General features: G+C 43.3%; 22 protein-coding genes and 1 other annotated feature. All 22 genes read left to right on the top strand.

Translation table 11 applies throughout. The annotated features are described in order from the left end of the window. Nucleotides 1–14 precede the first annotated feature (14 nt). Nucleotides 15–770 (top strand): PRC-barrel domain-containing protein, encoded by a 756-nt coding sequence (locus ACXADE_RS13830; RefSeq protein ID WP_474981037.1) that lies wholly within the window; start codon nt 15–17, stop codon nt 768–770. Nucleotides 771–800: 30 nt separating this feature from the next. Next, the gene (locus ACXADE_RS13825) at nt 801–2,096 is read left to right on the top strand and encodes a VanW family protein (RefSeq protein ID WP_474981036.1); all 1,296 of its coding nucleotides are present in this window, start codon (nt 801–803) and stop codon (nt 2,094–2,096) included. A gap of 24 nt (nt 2,097–2,120) precedes the next feature. Continuing rightward, nucleotides 2,121–3,743, top strand: coding sequence for a GspE/PulE family protein (locus tag ACXADE_RS13820; protein WP_474981035.1), 1,623 nt, complete (start codon nt 2,121–2,123; stop codon nt 3,741–3,743). Nucleotides 3,744–3,757: 14 nt separating this feature from the next. Then, the gene (locus tag ACXADE_RS13815; RefSeq protein ID WP_474981034.1) at nt 3,758–4,798 is read left to right on the top strand and encodes a type IV pilus twitching motility protein PilT; all 1,041 of its coding nucleotides are present in this window, start codon (nt 3,758–3,760) and stop codon (nt 4,796–4,798) included. Next, complete coding sequence (locus ACXADE_RS13810) at nt 4,798–6,006, top strand: type II secretion system F family protein (RefSeq protein ID WP_474981033.1); 1,209 nt, start codon at nt 4,798–4,800, stop codon at nt 6,004–6,006. Before ACXADE_RS13815 ends, ACXADE_RS13810 begins: the two co-directional genes overlap by 1 nt. Before the next feature lie 138 nt (nt 6,007–6,144). Further along, a complete protein-coding gene (locus ACXADE_RS13805) occupies nt 6,145–6,552 on the top strand; it encodes a prepilin-type N-terminal cleavage/methylation domain-containing protein (RefSeq protein ID WP_474981032.1) in 408 nt (135 codons plus the stop codon). 75 nt (nt 6,553–6,627) lie between these two features. Further along, entirely contained in the window at nt 6,628–7,386 is a 759-nt protein-coding gene (locus ACXADE_RS13800) for a prepilin peptidase (RefSeq protein WP_474981031.1), read from the top strand. 15 nt (nt 7,387–7,401) lie between these two features. After that, the gene (gene pilM, locus ACXADE_RS13795) at nt 7,402–8,367 is read left to right on the top strand and encodes a type IV pilus biogenesis protein PilM (protein ID WP_474981030.1); all 966 of its coding nucleotides are present in this window, start codon (nt 7,402–7,404) and stop codon (nt 8,365–8,367) included. A gap of 20 nt (nt 8,368–8,387) precedes the next feature. Next, the gene (locus ACXADE_RS13790; protein WP_474981029.1) at nt 8,388–8,966 is read left to right on the top strand and encodes a hypothetical protein; all 579 of its coding nucleotides are present in this window, start codon (nt 8,388–8,390) and stop codon (nt 8,964–8,966) included. Then, entirely contained in the window at nt 8,963–9,853 is an 891-nt protein-coding gene (locus ACXADE_RS13785) for a hypothetical protein (RefSeq protein WP_474981028.1), read from the top strand. The genes ACXADE_RS13790 and ACXADE_RS13785 overlap by 4 nt, the downstream gene beginning before the upstream one ends. Nucleotides 9,854–9,947: 94 nt before the next feature. After that, nucleotides 9,948–10,766: an SPOR domain-containing protein gene (locus ACXADE_RS13780; RefSeq protein ID WP_474981027.1), complete on the top strand. Its 819-nt coding sequence runs from the start codon at nt 9,948–9,950 to the stop codon at nt 10,764–10,766. 163 nt (nt 10,767–10,929) lie between these two features. Further along, nucleotides 10,930–11,496 carry a Maf family protein gene (locus ACXADE_RS13775; RefSeq protein WP_474981026.1) on the top strand — a complete coding sequence of 189 codons (567 nt, stop codon included), beginning with the start codon at nt 10,930–10,932 and terminating at the stop codon, nt 11,494–11,496. 60 nt (nt 11,497–11,556) lie between these two features. Then, complete coding sequence (gene radC / locus ACXADE_RS13770) at nt 11,557–12,228, top strand: RadC family protein (RefSeq protein WP_474982231.1); 672 nt, start codon at nt 11,557–11,559, stop codon at nt 12,226–12,228. A gap of 175 nt (nt 12,229–12,403) precedes the next feature. After that, the gene (locus ACXADE_RS13765; protein ID WP_474981025.1) at nt 12,404–13,444 is read left to right on the top strand and encodes a rod shape-determining protein; all 1,041 of its coding nucleotides are present in this window, start codon (nt 12,404–12,406) and stop codon (nt 13,442–13,444) included. A gap of 11 nt (nt 13,445–13,455) precedes the next feature. Beyond that, nucleotides 13,456–14,337: a rod shape-determining protein MreC gene (gene mreC / locus ACXADE_RS13760; protein WP_474981024.1), complete on the top strand. Its 882-nt coding sequence runs from the start codon at nt 13,456–13,458 to the stop codon at nt 14,335–14,337. Then, the gene (gene mreD, locus ACXADE_RS13755; RefSeq protein ID WP_474981023.1) at nt 14,334–14,861 is read left to right on the top strand and encodes a rod shape-determining protein MreD; all 528 of its coding nucleotides are present in this window, start codon (nt 14,334–14,336) and stop codon (nt 14,859–14,861) included. The genes mreC and mreD overlap by 4 nt, the downstream gene beginning before the upstream one ends. 38 nt (nt 14,862–14,899) lie before the next feature. Beyond that, nucleotides 14,900–15,586: a septum site-determining protein MinC gene (gene minC / locus ACXADE_RS13750; protein ID WP_474981022.1), complete on the top strand. Its 687-nt coding sequence runs from the start codon at nt 14,900–14,902 to the stop codon at nt 15,584–15,586. Continuing rightward, nucleotides 15,579–16,376, top strand: coding sequence for a septum site-determining protein MinD (gene minD / locus ACXADE_RS13745; RefSeq protein WP_474981021.1), 798 nt, complete (start codon nt 15,579–15,581; stop codon nt 16,374–16,376). Before minC ends, minD begins: the two co-directional genes overlap by 8 nt. A 109-nt stretch (nt 16,377–16,485) precedes the next feature. Beyond that, on the top strand, nt 16,486–17,265 hold the full coding sequence (locus ACXADE_RS13740; protein ID WP_474981020.1) for a peptidoglycan DD-metalloendopeptidase family protein: 780 nt from the start codon (nt 16,486–16,488) through the stop codon (nt 17,263–17,265). After that, complete coding sequence (locus ACXADE_RS13735; RefSeq protein WP_474981019.1) at nt 17,252–18,109, top strand: site-2 protease family protein; 858 nt, start codon at nt 17,252–17,254, stop codon at nt 18,107–18,109. Before ACXADE_RS13740 ends, ACXADE_RS13735 begins: the two co-directional genes overlap by 14 nt. Before the next feature lie 11 nt (nt 18,110–18,120). Then, nucleotides 18,121–19,548 (top strand): ribonuclease E/G, encoded by a 1,428-nt coding sequence (locus tag ACXADE_RS13730; RefSeq protein WP_474981018.1) that lies wholly within the window; start codon nt 18,121–18,123, stop codon nt 19,546–19,548. 36 nt (nt 19,549–19,584) lie between these two features. Beyond that, nucleotides 19,585–19,657, top strand: a sequence feature (ribosomal protein L21 leader region). 13 nt (nt 19,658–19,670) lie between these two features. Continuing rightward, nucleotides 19,671–19,979 (top strand): 50S ribosomal protein L21, encoded by a 309-nt coding sequence (rplU, locus tag ACXADE_RS13725; protein WP_220585339.1) that lies wholly within the window; start codon nt 19,671–19,673, stop codon nt 19,977–19,979. The last annotated feature ends 1 nt before the right edge of the window (nt 19,980 follow it).

Here is a 19,980-nt window from a genome sequence, read left to right as displayed (position 1 = left end):
TGTGTAGGAACAATATGAAAAAAAGTGTAGAAATGATCGGGTTTCCAATTATCAGCATTGCCGCCGGTGAAGAAATTGGAAGGGTGAAATCAATCGTCATCAACCCAGAAAAAGGGACCGTCGACTTCCTGACCGTAGAGCATGAAGACTGGCAGGTAAGTGTAAAAGCCATCCCCTTCCAAAAAATCATCGGTATCGGAAAGTATGCAATTACTGTAGAAAGCACGCATTCAATTCTTGACTTGAACGAGATTCCGATTGCAAATCAGCTGATCAATAAAAAAGTGTATATCAAAGGTGCACAGGTCATGACCCGGGTAGGAGAATTAGTGGGTGAAATCACAGAGTATTATGTGAATGAAAACAACGGACAAATCCTTTCCGTGGATGTCACGACGGACGACCAAACCAATATTGAAGTCCCTTCTGAGTACATCATCACATATGGTGAGAATCTATTGATTCTTAAGGAGGAATTTACAGTAGATGAGACAATCCAGGAACACGTCGAAGAAGTTCCTGCTTCAGTAGAGCAGGTGGAAAAGAAACGTTCGTTTCATTTCTCTACCACTTCCAATCAGGAACGTGTCCATGATATAGATCGCAAACAAGAAGAGCTGCTGGAAGGAAAGCAGGCAACGAAAAACATCGTTAATTCGCAGGGAGAGACAGTTGTCACAGAAGGTACAGTATTGACGAAAGCTGAAATCGATCAGTTGAAACAATACGGACCTAGTGTGATGGTCGAGTTAAGTATGAACGTAAAATAAATGCGGCCCTTATGGAGGAGGTGTTAACCTTTGAAACAAACTTTAAATGTTAAATTGTTTTCTATGGTGGTCGCTGTAGGTATGGCTATGTTTCTTTTTACTGTTGGAAGTTCAGCGGCTATTCAATATGTAACTACTGGAAAACACCTCCCGGAAAATACAGTGATTGCTTCCGTTAATGTTTCCGATAAAAGTAAGGAGGAGGCGGTTCAACGGCTATCAGAAAAGGTCCAAAGCTGGAAGGAAAATCATCCCATTACTGTCAAATTGGATGGTCAGGAATTAGGGGTGGATTCGGAGATGATTCAGTTTGATATCGTTTCAACTGTTGAAAAGGCGATGTCGACCACCGTACGTGATTTGGAAGTTACAATCGATGAATCTTATATCCATGAAATGAAAACCTATATGAGTGAATCGCTAACGGCAGAATTTTCTCAAGATCAATTCGTTGAAACTTTAAAAAGAGATGCTGCTCAACTAGTAGATTCACCTCTGGAGTATGTGGCTTATGAATTTGTGGAAGGTAGCTCCGACTCTCTTTATGAAAGTATCGGTACGCAATCAGTAAAGGTTCCAAATGAAACAGAAATGGAACGATCAGTAAAAATATATGATGGCAGTGAACTTGAAGATGGTATGGTTTTTTCATTCAACCAGATGTTGAGTAAAGAAGCTGTATACGACGAAGTATCTCTGGATGTGCTGGCTTCTGCAATTTATGGAGCGAGTATAAAAGCGGGCATGATTGTACAGGAGAGACATATTAGCCATCGCCTTCCTGGTTATGCAGACATCGGTCTTGAAGCAAATGTGGATGTAAAGCAAGGGCGCGACTTAAAAGTGTATAATCCTTTCTCTGGAGATTACCTGCTTTCTGTAAAAACAGAAGGGGACAAACTTGAAGTCCAATGGGTCGGTTATCCAACTACATCAAATTTTAAGATTCAAATGTTAGACAGAGATGAAATATCTCCTAAGACGATCATTCAATACTCTACCCTTGTGAACATGGGTACTTATAACCTTTTGCAAGAAGGAGAGAAAGGTGAAGTTGTTTCGGTGTACCGGATCGACACGTCTTTATCAGACGGCGTGCAGGAATTTATATCAGAAGATTATTATCCCCCGGTGCCACGAGTAGAAGAACACCCCCCGGGTTATGAAGGAAGTCCTGGTGAGGATGAGGAGTCTAGTGAAGGAGACAGCGGAACAGATTCAGAAAGTGGGTCCAATAATGGAGAAGACGGCTCTTCTGGCGATTCTGATTCTTCTAGTGAAGATGAGGATGTATGGGAGAAAGTTCCGGATGGAGAAATCAAGTGATCTTAAAAAAAGGGTGAGCCGTAAATGATCAAAAGAAAGAGGTTAGGCGATCTACTAAAAGAAGCAGGGATCATTGATGAAGACCAAATTCAAGAGGCTTTAGAGACGAAGAAGCCCGAGCAGAAACTTGGGGATGTCCTCGTAGAAAAAGGGTACGTCACGGAAAAACAATTAATTGAAGTGTTGGAATTTCAACTGGGAATTCCACACGTCTCTTTGTTCCATTTTCCAATTGACCCCAGTGTTATTACCATTGTCAGTAAAGAATTTGCCCTTCGTAACCTGCTTGTACCTATTCAAAGAAAAGGTGAAGAACTGACTGTTGCCATGGCGGACCCAATGGACTATTTTTCAATTGATGACTTGAAAATATCCACTGGTTTTAAAATATCCCCCGTCATTGCTACAAAACACGAAATTTTACAGGCGGTCAACCGGCATTATAATTTGAATGACTCAAGCTTGGATGAGAGCGATACAGATACCGACGAAGCACCTGCAATTAAATTAGTGGACCAGCTGCTTCAAGCAGGAGTTCAGTTGAAGTCCAGTGATATTCATATCGACCCTCAGGAGACCAGAGTACTCATTCGGTATAGGATTGATGGAGTGTTAAGAACAGAGCGTACGTTACCGAAGTCCTTTCAAAACAGCTTGACAGCCAGAGTGAAAATTATGGCAAACCTGAATATCACAGAAAACCGGCTCCCACAGGATGGCCGTATTAAAATCAATATTGACCGCGCCCCTGTTGATTTGAGGATCTCAATCCTTCCAACGGTTTATGGGGAAAAAATCGTGATTCGGATTCTTGACCTTTCCAATGCTCTGAGCACAATCGAGGATTTAGGGTTCAACAAGCTGAATACAAAAAAATACAAACAGCTCATTGAACAACCTTCAGGGCTGATTTTAATTACTGGACCCACGGGATCAGGGAAGTCATCGACGCTCTATGCATCCTTGAATCAATTAAATACGGATGATGTTAACATCATTACCGTTGAAGATCCGGTCGAGTATCAAATACAGGGACTGAACCAAGTCCAGGTCAATTCATCTATCGGACTAACTTTCTCAAACGGGTTGCGATCGATTTTGCGTCAGGATCCCAACATCGTCATGGTCGGAGAGATTCGGGATTCGGAGACCGCGGAAATTGCCATACGTGCTTCTCTTACCGGGCATTTAGTTCTCAGTACGTTACATACGAACAGCGCTATTGCGACCATACCGAGGTTATTCGATATGGATGTAGAACCTTATTTAGTCGTTTCCTCCCTTTCTGGGGTAGTCGCCCAACGGTTGGTAAGGAAAGTCTGCCGTGATTGCAGAAAACCGCATGCATTAACAGAAATGGAGATGAAGCATTTCCATAAACGGGGAATGACCGCGGAGACGATCTATAAAGGGATCGGATGTGACAGCTGCCAGAATACAGGGTACCGCGGACGGATGGCTATCCAGGAGGTTCTAGTCATTGACGATGAAATTCGTACGATGATGATGAACAATGGAAGTATGGATCAGGTCAGGCGTTATGCGTTAAAGCAGGGCATGCTTTTTCTACTGGATGATGGACTGTTAAAGGTGAAGCAGGGACTTACCACGCTCGAAGAGGTCCTTCGCGTCGCCAAAGTCGACTAGCGAGGTGGAAAGACATGAAAGAGAAATTTGATCAACTTCTGACAGCAGCCAATGAATATGAAGCTTCTGACATTCATCTGACGGTGGGTGTACCCCCGATTTTCCGGATCCATGGACATTTGAGGAAATACGGAAAAACGTCCTTGAAACCGGAAGATACCGATGGGATGGCAAAAGCGATATTATCGGAAGACCTGCATGAACAGCTGCTTCATAACCGGGAAGTGGATGTGTCATACGGGATTGCCGGGGTTTCGAGGTTCCGGATCAATATATATTACCAAAGGAATTGTCTATCGATGGCGGTGAGGATTGTTCCAAGGGAAATCCCTTCAATCGAAGATCTACATATGCCACAAGTGTTGAAGAAAATCAGCGGTTATGCCCAGGGGCTTGTACTGGTTACTGGGCCCACAGGTTCAGGGAAATCAACGACGCTGGCATCGATGGTCGACTATATTAACCAAACTAGTCGGAAGCATATCATCACATTGGAGGATCCAATCGAATACACCCACAATCATAAAAATTGCATTGTCGACCAGCGGGAAGTAGGTTTTGATACAAGGAATTTTGCGAACGGGTTACGTTCCTGTTTACGTCAGGATCCTGATGTTATTTTAGTTGGTGAATTGAGGGATTTCGAAACGATTTCTACTGCGTTGACGGCGGCAGAAACCGGTCATCTTGTGTTCGGTACGCTGCATACGACGAACGCGCCGGATACGATTGACAGGATTATAGACGTTTTCCCGCCAAATCAACAAGGGCAGGTAAGAGTTCAGCTTGCGAATGTGCTTCAGGCCGTTGTATCCCAGCGTTTATTCCGCCGGATTGACAAAAAGGGGAGGAGAGCGGCAGCTGAAATTTTATTGAATACTCCTGCCGTTAAGAACTTGATTCGCAACGAAAAAATCCACCAAATTGAGAACGTCATGCAAACATCTAAAGCCCAGCACATGCAGACGTTGGAAATGTCGATCCAGGACTTATTAAAAGAAAAAGTCATTGATGAACGAGATGCGGTGCCATATTTGAAAGAGGGGGGCTTGTAATGCCCTATTATTCGTATCAAGGTCGCAGTATGATCGGGAAAAGTCAAAAAGGACGGCTTCGTGCTAATTCAAGGAGAGAAGCGGTAACTACTTTGAAAGAGCGGGGCATTACCATTTCTGAAATTAAGGAAATCGACAGTGTATTTCTGAAGGATATTCAAATAGGGAGTCCTGTTAAACCTAAGGATTTTGTCATATACCTAAGACAGTTTGCCACATTGATGAGGGCAGGAATTTCATTGTTGGAATCCACGAAAATCCTTGCCAAACAATCGAACAGTCGGGCTTTGAGTGAAGCGTTATACGATATTAGTGAACAATTGGAAAGCGGTCACTCCTTTTCAGACGCTGCAGCTACACATTCAAAAATTTTCTCGAACTTATTCATCAATATGGTCCGTGCCGGAGAAGTTGGGGGAAATCTCGATGATATACTGGAACGTCTGGCCGTTTATTACGAAAAACAATACGACACCCGGCAGAAAGTCATTTCAGCACTTACCTACCCACTTGTAGTCGGTATTATTGCGATCGGGATCGTGATATTCTTATTAACCTTTGTCGTACCAAGGTTTGCTAGTATGTTCGATACAATGGGCGGTGATCTTCCATGGATTACTCAGCTGACTCTTTCTATGAGCCAATTTTTTCAGAATTTCTGGTACATCGTTCTGCTTATCCCTGCCCTTATTGTTGTGACCTATAAACTTGTAGTAGACCGAAATCCGAAACTTCAATACACCATCGATGTTCTGAAGCTGAAAATCCCCGTGTTCGGCCCCTTGATTCAAAAAGCGGCTTTAGTACGGATGACAAGCACGCTCAGTTCCTTGATGAACAGCTCTGTTCCCATATTAAAGTCGCTTCAGGTTACGCAAAAGGTCGTCGAGAACAAAGTAGTTGAAAGTGCCATTATCAATAGCTACAAATCCTTGGAAAAAGGAAATAATTTGTCTGACCCTTTAAGACAATATCCGATCTTTCCACCTTTAGTCATTCAGATGATGGCCGTAGGTGAAGAGACGGGCTCACTGGACTACATGCTTCAAAAGGTGGCAGAATTCTATGAATCGGAGCTCGAATATACGACAGATCGTCTCAAAACATTGATTGAACCGCTTATGATTTTAGTGCTTGCGCTGGTCGTCGGCGGGATCGTTGCTGCCATCGCAGTGCCGATGTTCTCAATCTTTGACACGATCAATTAATTATTAGAAAGAACATGCAAAAAAGCTAGTTTACGGAAAAGTTATCCTTTATAATGAACATAGGGACATTTGCTGATGTGAAAAGTTGTAATATACCATTAGCAAATAGACGAAACTAGGACGAAAAGGAGAGAGGAAATGAAAAAATTGAGAGAAATGTTAAAAAACGAGAAAGGTTTTACGTTAATTGAGCTTTTGGCTGTTATCGTTATTTTAGGGATTATTGCTGCGATTGCTATTCCGGCGATTGGTAGCTTGATTGCAGGTACGGAAGATGATGCACATGAGGCTAACGCCTTGTCTATACTCGAGTCAGCAAGGTTAGCATTCGTAAGTGACGATGTGGACGCGGGGGATGTGGAAGCCGCTGATTTAGTAGGTGCTGGTTATTTAGATGAAGTGCCACAAAACCCTGAAACTGATGAAGCATATACTACGGCTACCGTTAACATTGCTGAGGACGGTGATGGAACAGTAACTTACACTATCACACTAAGCGATACAGATATTGAAGGTCTGACTAAAGCTGAAATAAATGCTAGATAAGATATTTAAAAGTTTACTTTAGAGGTCTCAAATTACTTGAGACCTCTCCTCTATACATTTCATAAGGAGAAAGAAATGACGATTTTACTGGCATCTTACATTACTATTACCGGCTTCATCATAGGATCTTTTTTAAACGTCGTCGGCCTGCGTTTACCGAAAAATATTTCATTTACTACTTCGAGGTCCGCCTGCCCCCACTGTTCTACTCCGTTACAATCAAGAGATCTAATCCCTCTATTCTCTTACCTCTTTTCTAAAGGTAAATGCAGATATTGCAGTCAAAGAATTTCAATAACGTATCCACTTGTCGAACTGATTACGGGAAGTCTTTTTTTATTGGCGTACATCCATTCAGGTTTGAGTTATACTTTCCTGGGGGCGTGTTTACTCATATCTCTGGGAGTGGTGGTGACGGTAAGTGATTGGAAGTATATGCTCATTCCTAATCGTCTGTTATTGTTCTTCTCGGTTGTTTTTGTGCTGTACCGAATTTATCACCCATTAGACCCGTGGTACGACTCTCTTTTTGGAGGGATCATCGGTTTTGGGATAATTATGATAATTATCCTGGTGAGTAACGGTGGAATGGGTGCTGGAGATATGAAACTGCTCGGTACCCTGGGGATTTTAATAGGGTCTAAATTAACGCTGCTCACACTGTTTTTAGCTACTCTCATCGGAACAGTAGTCAGTCTAATTTTACTTAGTTTGAAAGTGATCGGACGAAAGGACCCTCTTCCATTTGGTCCGTCAATTGTGCTAGCTGCCATGATCAGTTTCCTGTGGGGGGCTGATTTACTGTATTGGTATTTCCATACATTCTTTTCATAATAGGAGGGAAGATTTATGTTTCGTTTTTTGAAATCCAATGGCCGGGTCAATTTTGTCGTGAAGAATCATTGCATTCGTTACGTTTATTCTAGGTCAGGGAATGTTGGCGAGGTTGATGATAGTGGCGAGGTGGTTCTTCCTTCTCACATTATGGAGGATGGCAAGATCAAAGAGGCAAGAGAACTTACGAGAATTGTAGAGAACTTTATTGAGAATAAAGGATGGAGTAATAAAGATTTATATTTCACCGTGCCGGATCATTCCGTTGTCATCCGCCCGTTTGAGGTTCCTGCTCACATAAAGGAAGAAGAAATAAAAGGCTATTTGTACATGCAGTTAGGAGATACTCTTCACCTTCCCTTTGAGGACCCGTCTTTTGACTACAACCTCATGAGTGAAAATGAGGAGAAGAAAAAGCTGCTTCTTTTCGCTTTTCCAGAAGAGCAGATCCGCATGCTTGATCAAGTGTTCAGTGGTGCGAAGCTAAAAGCAAAAGCTGCCGATATCAGTGCACTTTCCATTTACCGGCTCTATGAATTTTTGGAATTGACGTCAAAAGGGGAGCATCTCCTGCTTATTGATTGGAACTTGGATGGATGTGTTCTTACTGTCTTTAATGAGCACGTCCCCGCTTTCATTAATCATACAAGAAGTCCGCTCTCCTTATCTTTATGGAAGAGAGAGAATGGGAGGTCCATATGGCAGGGGGATGAAGGCGGACCAACCGAATTCACGTATGATCAGGTGAATGAGGTGGAGCGAATTATGGATTTTTATCGTTTTTCTGTCATGAATGGAAAAGCATCTGTTTCCAAAGTCCTTTTAACAGGAGATTGGCCGGAAAATGGACTGGTCAGGAAACTGCTTGAAGAAAGAGGCATTCAGGTCGCTGTTTTGAAGGATGCTGACATTTTCTTAGAATCGGATCAACCTTCAAATGTTGAATATATGGATGCGATTGGCCTGTCGATCAAACCATAATGGATGTAGGGGATGAGAGAATGGTAGTAGAAATTAATCTACTGGAACAAAAAGATAAAAGAAATATCCTTCCATACATAGCTGTCGTTTTCTTGGCGTTGCTGCTTCTCGTTACTGTGGTCGTATTTAATGCTCAAAAAGCGAAGCTTACCGGAGAAGCTGAACGCCTTGATGAGCAGATTGAACAGCTTCAGCTGGAACAGGAAAGATACGCAGCAGATACAGGTGGAGAAGGGACAGAACGAGAGCAGTTGCAAAGTTCTCTTGATCAATTAAAAGGGACGGTTGTGCCTACGATCCCTGTTGTTGAGAGCCTCGTTTCCTTACTTCCTGAGAGGGGTTTCTTTGAATCCTTTGCCCTTACAGGAGCATCAGAAATATCCATTGATGTAAGGTTTGATACAATCCAGGATGCCGCGAAATACACTAACACGCTTCTTCAGCAATCGTTCGTTTCTGATGTTGAATTAGCAGGTGTGGAATCGAATGTTGTAGATGATACAGAGGATTTATATGATTACCAACCTCGTTATATTGCCAGTTATTATATTGTTTTAGATGAATTCACAAAGGCTGATGAAGGAGGGGATCCGCAATGAAAATGGAATGGAACCGGTCCACATTCATCATCCTTTGTGTTGGTGTGATCTTAATTGCCGCTTTCTTCTTTTTTGGTCAAAAGTTTATGTTAAACCCCTATCAAGAGACAGTAGAAGAGAAAGAAGCAGCCGTTATACAGGAACAAAAAGTCCTTTCTGCCATCGAAAAAAATCAGGATGAAGGGCACAGGGAACAGCTCCTGACTTCTCGTACCATTCAACAGCAGCTGCCTGTCATCCCCCTTGTAGATCAGCTTTTGATCGGTTTGGACAGGGCAGAGAATACTTCGACAAGTCGAATAAATAACATGGCCATATCAGATTCGGAGTCATTAATTCCTATTCAAGAGCCTGAAGGTGAAACAGGAGAAAACACGGAAGATGCTCAAGCGAAGGAAGAGATAGAGGGTCAGCAGGTATCAGATCAACCTGAAGAGGATGAAGCAGAGTTATTAATTGAAGGTTTACACACGCTGCAGTTTACCATAGGGATGACTTCTGAAAACTATGGAGAAATGGTCTCTTTTATGAAAGAGATCCAGTCTTTAGCTCGTGTGATCCAAATTGAATCTATCCAATTTGAAGTTCCTGAAAGCGAGAATGAACTTAACTATTCTATCGTTCTGAACAGTTTTTATCAGCCTTTGTATGCGGACCTTGCGAATGAAGCTCCACAGTACCATTATGGAGGCAGTCCCAATAAGGAAAACCCATTCTCTATCGAACAATGGGGAGATTTGACTCCTTCTGTAACGACTCAAAGAGGTGAATCTGATGAAGATTCCGGAGACGATCCAGAAGAGACTCCAGAGTTAGAAGAGGGGACAGGAGATGAAGAGGAAGTGGAAGAGGATCCAAATGATTCCGAACCTCAAAGTCAATTATAGGACAAAAATGTCGAAGAGCTGATGACAAATTTCAGCTTGGTTTTCATTGGACCTGTGATAGGGTTGGAACAAACCTTGCAGGAGTGATCTAATCATGGATTCCAAGAATAAGATCTCCATCTCATTTCGAAACGAACATCAAAAGGACACGAAGCACGAAGTGGTGCATACCCAAAAGGAACAAGCCGCTGCAGTCGAAGAGGAGGATGAGAAAGACCGTCCGGTCACCCGGGTTTTTCATCATCCTTTTCACAAGAAGAACCGGCTCTCATCAACACCTGTAAGACCCATAATAACCACAGCTTTAACAGCTTTGTTTGTGAGTCTGGGCCTTGGTTTTCTGTTGCTCCGTATGTTTGTGTCACTTACCGATTCTTCTGTAACAGGTTCTGAAGCCGTCCCTTCGTCCACGGAAGCTGGTGCTGGATCCGATGTATCGGCAACCCAGGAGGAAGAACCAGCTGTTGACCTGCCGAGCGGCCCTCCTGTATCGTTTGATACGTATATTGTCCAGGCGGGTGCTTTTTCTACAGAGGGAAAGGCGAAAGAATGGCAGAGTAAATTGACGGCCGTACTAGTTCCGTCCATCATATGGTCGAGGGACGGTCAATACTTTTTGTTTGTTGGAAGTTCATCGAATAAACAGGGGGCGGATGCAATTGCTGTCAGGCTCACTGAGAAGAGCATTGAAACTTACGTAAAACCTTTAGTCGTAACGGTCGAGAAAAAAATTCCTGATGAACTTCTCTCCCCGCTACAGACTCACGAAATGGCTAAGCTTTCGGAAACTGAAAGACAAAAGCTTGTGGAAGAGGTCGGGGAAAATACATCTCTAGGGAAGGCTTTGAATGAATGGGAATCTCAGGATGATTCCAATATCAATTGGTTGAAAGTTGTTCATTCGTTAGAATAATGCATAATAGTACAGAGGTTCCTCAGTAAAAAGAGAGTTTTCTCATAGGAAGCTCTTTTTTTTATATTCAATTGTTCATAATAACCATGTTTTCAATAATCCTCGTATTCTTTTAGATCTTGTAAAATAGGAACAGCCCCACGTTTAGAAAGGATGATTTGAGATGGAACGTTTAATCTTAGGATCGAAATCCCCGAGAAGGAAAGAGCTGCTGAAACTTGCCGGGTATACTTTTGATGTCCGGCCTTCTCATGCAGAGGAGGTAATTGAGGAAGGGATGACCCCAGAACAAGCTGTGCTCTATCTGGCAGAAGTGAAGGCACAAAGTTTAGAGGTTAGCAGGAACGAAGTATTGTTAACCTCTGACACCATTGTAGCGCACGATGGTGAAATACTTGGGAAACCTAAAAATGAACAAGAAGCAGGAGAATATTTAGAACGCTTGAGCAATGACTCACACGAAGTGTTTACAGGTGTGTGTTTGAAGGCCGATCAACATGTCGTATCATTTACCGTTAAAACAATTGTCCATTTTTATCCTCTTACAGAAGAAGAAATTAAGGATTACATTAAAACGGGAGAAGCTTGGGATAAAGCAGGAGGTTACGGCATCCAAGGGAAGGGATCATTGTTTGTAGAAAGTATTCAAGGGGACTATTTCAGTGTAGTTGGGCTTCCTCTCTCGAGAGTTTCTCGTGAGCTGAGGAAGTTTAAAATCTTTCCTCAGTGATTCCTTCTGACGTGGGGACTTCGAAGGAGAGGATGCGAATCATTGAATCAAACGAGTGTGATGATTAAAGATGTACCTCGGGAGGACCGGCCGAGGGAACGATTAATTAATCTAGGGCCTTCCCATCTGTCCAATCAGGAATTGTTTGCCATCTTGTTGGGAAGTGGAACGAAACGTGAGTCCGTCATGGAGCTCTCGAATCGTCTGTTGGTTCATTTTGAGGGAATGATGCTGTTAAAGGATGCGACTATTGAAGAGTTAACAGCCATCAGAGGTATTGGATCAGCTAAAGCGGTTCTACTCCTGGCTGCCATCGAATTGGGAAAAAGAATGCAGAAGATGAAGCCTGTGGAACGTTATATGATCAGAAGTCCCGAAGACGGCGCGGATTTTATTATGGAAGAAATGAGAGACTTGAAGCAGGAGCATTTCATCTGCATATTTTTGAATACTAAGAATCAGGTTCTTCATCGACAAACCATTTTCATCGGCAGCCTGAATGCCTCCATCGTTCATCCAAGAGAAGTTTTCAAAGAAGCCGTAAAACGATCGGCTGCCTCCATCATATGCGCCCACAACCATCCCTCTGGCGACCCTACTCCCTCTCAGGAAGATATTCAGGTCACGCGCAGGCTTAAGGAATGCGGAAAGGTGATCGGGATTGAGCTCCTTGATCATCTCGTTATTGGAGACCGGAAATTCATCAGTCTTAAAGAAAAAGGCTATTTGTAACTTTGTAACACTATCTATTTTTGTGGTTTTTTCGTATAATTGAATAGATGAAAAAGAAAAAGCGCCATTTATAGGTTTTCCTTATAAATAGGCGCTTCTTCTAATCATATTATATATTTATTTAGATGCCTAACCCCCGCTTATTGAAATGCGGGTTTTAGAAAGGAAGATATTATTGGGGATTTTTGGATTCTCTCAAGATTTAGGAATTGATTTGGGCACTGCCAATACACTCGTATTTCTTAAAGGTAAAGGAGTCATTGTACGGGAGCCGTCCGTCGTGGCGAAAAACACACAAACCGGGGATATTGAAGCGGTTGGAAACGATGCCCGTAACATGATAGGGCGTACACCTGGGTACATAAATGTCATCCGTCCCATGAAAGATGGGGTTATTGCTGATTATGATACCACGGCACAAATGATGAAATATTATATAAAAAAGGCGTTGAAAACACGATCCTCTTTTGCGAGTAAACCGAATGTCATGGTCTGTGTACCTTCCGGAATAACTATGGTCGAAGAACGTGCGGTCATTGATGCGACAAAACAGGCAGGTGCGAAAGAAGCTTATCCGATAGCTGAACCGTTTGCAGCGGCCATCGGTGCAGGGCTGCCTGTATGGGAACCAACCGGGAGCATGGTGGTTGATATTGGTGGAGGTACGACGGAAGTTGCCATCATTTCCCTGGGTGGAATTGTGACGAGCCAATCCATTCGAGTAGCCGGAGATGAAATGGATGACAACATCATCCAGCATGTCCGTAAAAAGTACAACCTTATGATTGGTGAACGTACTGCTGAAGAAGTGAAAATGGAACTGGGCGGAGCAGGAGAAGTGTCTGACATTGACGAAATGGATATTAGAGGACGTGATCTGCTCAGCGGCCTGCCTAAAACCATTACAATCCAAAGTGATGAAATTGTTCGTGCTATGAAAGATACGATTGAGTCGATTATTGAAACGGTCAAAAACACATTGGAAAAAACTCCACCTGAGCTCGCAGCGGATATTATGGAACGCGGCATCGTCCTGACCGGTGGAGGCGCTTTACTAAGAAACATCGATACAGTCATCAGTGAAGAAACAAACATGCCCGTATTTATTGCTGACAATCCACTGGATTGTGTTGCCGTTGGGACAGGAAAGTCGTTGGAGTATATCCATCATTTCCGTGCTCAGCCAAATGTGGCCAGCCGAGCTAACATGGAGTAGATGAACGCGTTATGCCTTCTTTATTTCGTAGAAAAAGACTGATGATTGTTTTAGTAGGGTTCATAATACTCGTAGCACTAATTGGCTTCTCGATCCGCGACCGGGATTCGTTGAGTACACCAGAGAAGTTTCTTCAGGATTCTGTCGGATGGATGCAGACCGTCTTCCATAAACCGGTCAGTCTTGTGGATAATACGATTGAAAATATTCAAGATATGTTCGGCGTTTATGAACAAAACGCTGTATTAAAGGCTAGGCTTTCTGAGTACAAAGGCGTCATTCAGGAGAATCAAAGGCTGCAAAGCGAAATCAATGAGCTTCAGCAAACGTTGGATAAGTCGGAAAGTCTTAGTGATTATTCTCCTGTGCAGGCCACAGTCATAGCTAGAAGTTCAGATCGATGGTTCGAACAGATGACGATTAACAAAGGGGAAGAACACGGAGTCGAAAAAGATATGGCTGTGATGACCAGTGAGGGTCTGATCGGAAAGATAAAATCAGTAGGAGCCTTTCACTCCACTGTGCAGCTCTTGAGCGGCTTCGATCGGTCCAACAAAATATCTGCATGGGTCGTTCGGGAAGATCAGGATGAAGCGTTTGGTTTGATTGAAGGGTACGACGATGAAACAGGACGTTTATTATTGGAAGAAATCAAGCTTGATGAAGAACTTAAACCGGGAGATACAGTTATTTCTTCTGGTTTAGGAGGGGTTTTCCCAAGCAATTTAAGGATCGGAACAGTCGAAGAAGTGGTCAATGATCAGTTTGGACTAACGAAGACCGCCTACATCGAGCCTTTTGCCGATTTATTTGATATCAATCATGTGATGGTGGTTGATCGTACAGCAGAAACAGTGGACCCACAGGCTGAACAGGAGGAAGAAGCATCATGAGTCGGTATTTTATTGCGCTCATATGTTTGTTTTTGTTGATCATGCAGGGAATGGCAATGAGCATGCTGCCTGCAAAGCTCGTATACTCGGATTTATTGATGACGCCTCACTGGATCCTGCTCTTTCTTTTAATCATTGCCATTTTTTATGATAAAGATCATACGTACAATGCGGTATGGTACGGACTGGTTTTCGGCTTTCTGATTGACGTCGTCTACACGGGTGTCCTTGGGGTATATATGATTACATATACCTTGGTTATTTATACGGTCCATGGGTTAAACAAATGGCTGCATGCAAATTTCTTTGCTGCATCTTTATTAGCAGTCGTTGGTGTTGGTCTGGCTGACACAATGCTGTATGTCGTTTATTCCTTCGTACAAATTACATCCATGACATGGGGAGATTATGCTCTATTAAGACTGCTGCCGACCTTGGCGGCAAATATGATTTTCTTCATCCTCTTCTATCCGCTTGTGAAGGAAAAAGTGTATGACTGGGGAGAAGAAGTGGGCAACATCTAATCGGATGGAAAAGTTTGAGGTTTGAGGTGAAAAAGCCTATGGCTGCTAATGTTCAAAAGGTTATGATTAAAGGAACGAGAGAAGGGTTGACATTGCACCTGGATGACCAATGTTCTTTCCCTGCTCTTTTGAAGGAATTACAGAACCAATTGTCGATGAATGGATTAACAGAGGAACATCCGATGATTCGTGTGACGATCAAACTCGGCAACAGGTATTTGAATGAACACCAAAAAGAAGAGCTTACTGAAGTCGTAAGGGAAAAGCAGAAGCTCGTCGTTGATAAAATTGAGTCTGATGTCTTAACCAAAAAAGAGGCTTTAGATTGGAAAGAGAATACTGAAATCACACCGGTCGCTAAAACGGTCCGCTCCGGTCAGCTGGTGGAAGTGAGAGGGGACCTGTTGTTAATAGGAGATGTGAATCCTGGTGGACAGATCAAAGCCACAGGAAACATCTTTATTATGGGGAGCCTCCGGGGGATCGCCCATGCAGGGTCGGAAGGGGATACAAATGCAGTAATCGCATCCTCTTATATGCAGCCAAGCCAGCTTAGGATCGCTGATCAATTAAGCCGGTCTCCGGATTATGAAGCGGAAGGTGTGTATATGGAATGTGGTTTCATCGATGAATCGATGGAAAAAATTCGTATCGACCGAATCCAGGAGGTTGTCAAGAAGAGACCGGATCTGGTTAGTTTTGAAAGGAGAATGATCAATGGGTGAAGCGATCGTCATTACCTCTGGAAAGGGAGGCGTCGGAAAAACGACAACCACTGCCAACCTGGGGACCGCTTTGGCCCTGCAGAAGAAAAAAGTGTGTCTCGTAGATACTGATATCGGTCTCAGAAACTTAGATGTAGTTATGGGGCTTGAGAACCGCATCATCTATGACATTGTCGATGTTGTTAATGAACGCTGTAAGACAAAACAAGCGTTGATTACAGATAAACGCTTTGATTGTCTGCATCTGCTTCCGGCAGCGCAGACATCGGATAAATCTGAAGTGACACCTGAAGCAGTGAAGGCCATCGTCCAGGAATTGAAACAGGAGTATGACTACATCGTCATTGATTGCCCGGCAGGTATAGAACAAGGGTATAAAAATGCTGTAGCTGGAGCAGACAAGGCCATTGTCGTTACAACTCCTGAGAAATCAAGTGTCCGGGATGCAGACAGGATTATTGGTTTATTGGAGCAGGAAGAGTTAGAATCCCCGAAACTGATCATCAATCGTATCCGAAACCATATGATGAAAAACGGAGACATGCTTGATGTGGATGAAATCGTCAATGTTCTTTCGATTGATCTTTTAGGCATCGTCATTGATGATGATGCTGTCATTAAAGCTTCCAATAGCGGGGAGCCGGTAGCTATGAAACCGAACTCGAAAGCTTCCCTTGCTTATAGAAACATAGCCAGGAGAGTTCTCGGAGAAACCGTTCCTCTTATGAAGTTGGACGAAGAACGGGGAATGTTTGCAAAAGTGAAGAAGTTCTTTGGACTGCGTACGTAATGAACGTCCCCATCCGCCACTTTATTGTGGCGGATTTTTTAATTTCAATAATAATCCTGCTCCTTGTCCCATAGACTGATAGAAAAAGACATAGAGAGGGGATTCGTTTGTGAAAAAGGACATTCGTGATGTGCGAAAGAATATAGCGGATCGGAAGAAAAGAAAAATGCATGGCCAAGACCTTCAGAAGACAAGCTCTACTCGCGTGTTTACACCCCCGCAGGATGAAGAAGTGCATGGGTATCCTCCGCTTGTCAGTGGATATGGACAACCCCCGGGGAAGAAAGCCGAGCTTCGTCCAAGTTCCACAAACCGTTTAGGTGTCCAAGTATTGTTTGCTGTATTACTGTTTGCCGTCGTGGCCGTAGGCAAAAATACAGATGTTGCCGTGGTAAAGGCACCTGGAGAGTGGGCTGTAAGCCAAATGCAGGAAGAATTTCCTTTTGCCGCAGTAACCAACTGGTACAGCGACCGTTTCGGTGACCCGCTCCAAGTGCTCCAACCAGAAGAAGATAACAGTCAAGAAGCTCTCGCCATGCCTGTAAACGGAACAGTCACAACTTCATTTCAAAATGATGGAAAAGGAATCATCCTGACAACATTGAATAATTCTAATGTCAAAGCGGTTCGTGAAGGTACGGTGATTTTTGCAGGAAATGACCCTGAATCAGGCAAGACCGTCGTCCTGCAACACGAAGATGGTTCGAAGACAACCTATGGATATTTATCGACCATAGATGTCCATTTGTATGAGCATGTGTCTTCACAAAAAGGTCTGGGGTCCGTGACAGCGGAAGAGGGGCAGTCAGCAGAGTTTTTCTTCGCCATTGAAAAAGATAATACATTCCTAGACCCCGTACAGGTGATCAAAGTGAATGAAGGCTCTTAAAGTTCACGAGTTCATCCATATCCACCCCCTCTTTTTCCTGCTCGCTCTCTCGGCTTTATTGACAGGAGCTATTTATGAGTTTGTCATATTGTTCTTCCTTGTAGTTATTCATGAATCCGGGCATTTCATTACAGCTAAACGATTCGGTTGGCGTGTTGAAAGAATGGAAATATGGCTCTTTGGAGGGGCGGTGGTTAGCGAAGAGCATAATACAAGACCTTTCCGAGAGCAGGTACTTGTCGTATTAGCGGGTCCAATCCAACATTTTTGGGTGTTTGGCGTTCTATTGTTTACACAGACGATGCTTGGCCCTCACCCATTGTTAGACGCTGCCTACTTTTACAATGGAGTAATCTTCGTGTTCAATATGTTACCTGTCTGGCCGCTCGATGGGGGGAAGCTCCTTTTTTACCTCTTGAATCGTTACATGGCTTTTCGGGTGAGTCTGGTTCTGGCTCTTAGCTTCTCTCTCGTTTTCATGATGGGTGCAGGGCTTTGGATGTTCATAGAAAATCGCTGGACGTTAGCGGCTATACTTCTGACAGCATTTTTAGTGATTGAAAATGCTTTGGAGTGGAAACGGAAGTCGTTTACGATGATGAGGTACCTTCTATATTGTACGTATCAGGACAGAAAAAAATTGAAGACGAAATACGTGAATGTACAAGAAGAAACATTAGTGCGGGATGTGCTGAAGAATATCCATTCCAACCGTCGTCATAAGTATGTATTGAAACATTCGATCCCTTTCTATATAGTAGATGAACAAGAGTGTCTCCGGGCTTTTTTTGAATATAAAAAGCCGAACCTTAAAATTCGGGACATTGCTGAAATCGCTATATAGTGAGGGATTATATGAGGAAGCTAATTATCCATACAAAACCAGCAGAAAAATCGGGAGTCGTTATTGAGGATGGAGAAATCCGTGAATATATGGTAGACCGGCCCGGGGCAGACACGCTCACGGGTTCTATTTTTGTTGGGAAAATAGAACGCCTGGAATCTGGATTGGGCGCCGCTTTTGTAGATATTGGAAAAGAGCAGTCAGGTTTTTTGCGTAAAGAGATGATCCCCTGGTGTAAAGGGGAATTATCTAAAGCTCTCCACGTAGGTGAAAAGATCATTGTACAGGCGGTGAAAGATCCTGTTGGGAAGAAAGGGGCTCAATTGACAGCTGACGTGACGTTTCCCGGTCTGTATAGTGTATACCAGCCGTTTTCAGGAGGGGAAATTTCCATATCGAGAAAGCTTGAAGAAGACAAGAGAAAAGAATTGAAGACATGGCTGGACCAGGAATTGGAGGGGACTGAAGGATGTATCATACGTACAGCGGCAGGAGAAGTGAGTCGTGCCCTCCTCATGGAAGAGCTGAGGACTTTGAGAATGGATTGGCTATCGATTCAGGAAGTGGGTATGAAACGACCTGGTTTGCTTTGGAAGGAACCCTTGCTACCGGATGGATTGCTCCGTAAATTCCCTGTAACGACAGTTGATAAAATTGTGATTGATGATGGGATTGAATCCAAGCGCCTTAAAGAAAAGTTCCCTTCTCTTAAGCAGCGGATCCAATTAGGTAGTGACGTGGAGGATGAACTGCCTGAAACCATTACCAGTCTTCAAGAACAGTTGGTCGAACCATACGTTCAGATAGCACAGGGAGCCGGGTTGGTTATTGAAGAAACAGAAGCGATGACGGTCATTGATGTGAACAGTCATCAAATAAAAGGGCGGGCATTTACCAACTCCCAGGCACTGGAAGTCAACCTGTGGGCGGCCCGGGAAATTCAAAAACAGATTCGATTGCGTAATCTATCAGGAATGATTGTGATAGATTTTATATCTATGAAAAACGATGCTCATGAGAAAAAGCTTGTCAGAGAAATGAGAAAGCTGATGAAAAAGGACCCTGTGAAAACGAACGTTCTTGGAATGACGAGACTTGGACTGTTGGAGATCACGAGGAAGCGTGAAAGTGCCAGTCTTTCTTCTTTGCTGGCGGTGCCGAAACGAGTGGAATTTACTAAGGAAGCACACGTTTTCCGTTTGGAAAGGGAGCTTCTAAAAAAGAGGGATGCGGAAGCATTGATTGTTGCTGTTCATCCGAAGGTCGCAGAATGCAAAAAACAATTGCTTTCTGAGTCGATTTCTAGTAGAATTCCACAGGAGCTGTTTGTTAGGCAGGATGCTAATCTATCCGGCTATCAAATAGAGCTTGAAGGGTCTTTAGACATGATCCGGGAAGCTGTTCAGCGTCGCGGATATCATGTTGACAACTTGTTTTGATCTGTGGTACCATTATTTTGTTATTCTAGTAGCACTCCGTTGCTACAACCGCACAGAACAGGTTTTAAAACCGATTTCCGGTACCTGAATGGCGAGTCTGAGTATATTGAGGAGGTGCAGGTATGTACGCAATTATTGAAACTGGTGGTAAGCAGGTAAAAGTAGAACAAGGCCAGGAGATCTATGTTGAAAAAATGGACGTAGAAGCTGGTGAGTCTATCACTTTTGACAAAGTTCTTTTCGTAGGTGGAGACAACACGAAAGTCGGTGCTCCTTACGTTGACGGTGCTTCTGTAACAGCTAAAGTTGAAAAACAAGGCCTTCAGAAGAAATTGACTGTCTTTAAATACAAGCCGAAAAAGAACTACAAGCGCAAACAAGGTCATCGTCAGCCGTACACGAAACTTGTCGTTGAAGCGATCAACGCGTAAG

It is taken from the genome of Halobacillus sp. ABR2_026 (assembly GCF_056158545.1).
Note: the sequence above shows the minus strand (reverse complement) of the source record. Positions and strands in the feature narration are given on the sequence as shown.

Bases quoted from the DNA above. Each gene is read 5' to 3' on its own strand.
- ACXADE_RS13830 (WP_474981037.1), top strand. From the start codon at position 15: ATGAAAAAAAGTGTAGAAATGATCGGGTTTCCAATTATCAGCATTGCC.
- ACXADE_RS13820 (WP_474981035.1), top strand. From the start codon at position 2,121: ATGATCAAAAGAAAGAGGTTAGGCGATCTACTAAAAGAAGCAGGGATC.
- ACXADE_RS13815 (WP_474981034.1), top strand. From the start codon at position 3,758: ATGAAAGAGAAATTTGATCAACTTCTGACAGCAGCCAATGAATATGAA.
- ACXADE_RS13810 (WP_474981033.1), top strand. From the start codon at position 4,798: ATGCCCTATTATTCGTATCAAGGTCGCAGTATGATCGGGAAAAGTCAA.
- ACXADE_RS13805 (WP_474981032.1), top strand. From the start codon at position 6,145: ATGAAAAAATTGAGAGAAATGTTAAAAAACGAGAAAGGTTTTACGTTA.
- ACXADE_RS13800 (WP_474981031.1), top strand. From the start codon at position 6,628: ATGACGATTTTACTGGCATCTTACATTACTATTACCGGCTTCATCATA.
- pilM (WP_474981030.1), top strand. From the start codon at position 7,402: ATGTTTCGTTTTTTGAAATCCAATGGCCGGGTCAATTTTGTCGTGAAG.
- ACXADE_RS13790 (WP_474981029.1), top strand. From the start codon at position 8,388: ATGGTAGTAGAAATTAATCTACTGGAACAAAAAGATAAAAGAAATATC.
- ACXADE_RS13785 (WP_474981028.1), top strand. From the start codon at position 8,963: ATGAAAATGGAATGGAACCGGTCCACATTCATCATCCTTTGTGTTGGT.
- ACXADE_RS13780 (WP_474981027.1), top strand. From the start codon at position 9,948: ATGGATTCCAAGAATAAGATCTCCATCTCATTTCGAAACGAACATCAA.
- ACXADE_RS13775 (WP_474981026.1), top strand. From the start codon at position 10,930: ATGGAACGTTTAATCTTAGGATCGAAATCCCCGAGAAGGAAAGAGCTG.
- radC (WP_474982231.1), top strand. From the start codon at position 11,557: ATGATTAAAGATGTACCTCGGGAGGACCGGCCGAGGGAACGATTAATT.
- mreC (WP_474981024.1), top strand. From the start codon at position 13,456: ATGCCTTCTTTATTTCGTAGAAAAAGACTGATGATTGTTTTAGTAGGG.
- mreD (WP_474981023.1), top strand. From the start codon at position 14,334: ATGAGTCGGTATTTTATTGCGCTCATATGTTTGTTTTTGTTGATCATG.
- minC (WP_474981022.1), top strand. From the start codon at position 14,900: ATGGCTGCTAATGTTCAAAAGGTTATGATTAAAGGAACGAGAGAAGGG.
- minD (WP_474981021.1), top strand. From the start codon at position 15,579: ATGGGTGAAGCGATCGTCATTACCTCTGGAAAGGGAGGCGTCGGAAAA.
- ACXADE_RS13735 (WP_474981019.1), top strand. From the start codon at position 17,252: ATGAAGGCTCTTAAAGTTCACGAGTTCATCCATATCCACCCCCTCTTT.
- ACXADE_RS13730 (WP_474981018.1), top strand. From the start codon at position 18,121: ATGAGGAAGCTAATTATCCATACAAAACCAGCAGAAAAATCGGGAGTC.
- rplU (WP_220585339.1), top strand. From the start codon at position 19,671: ATGTACGCAATTATTGAAACTGGTGGTAAGCAGGTAAAAGTAGAACAA.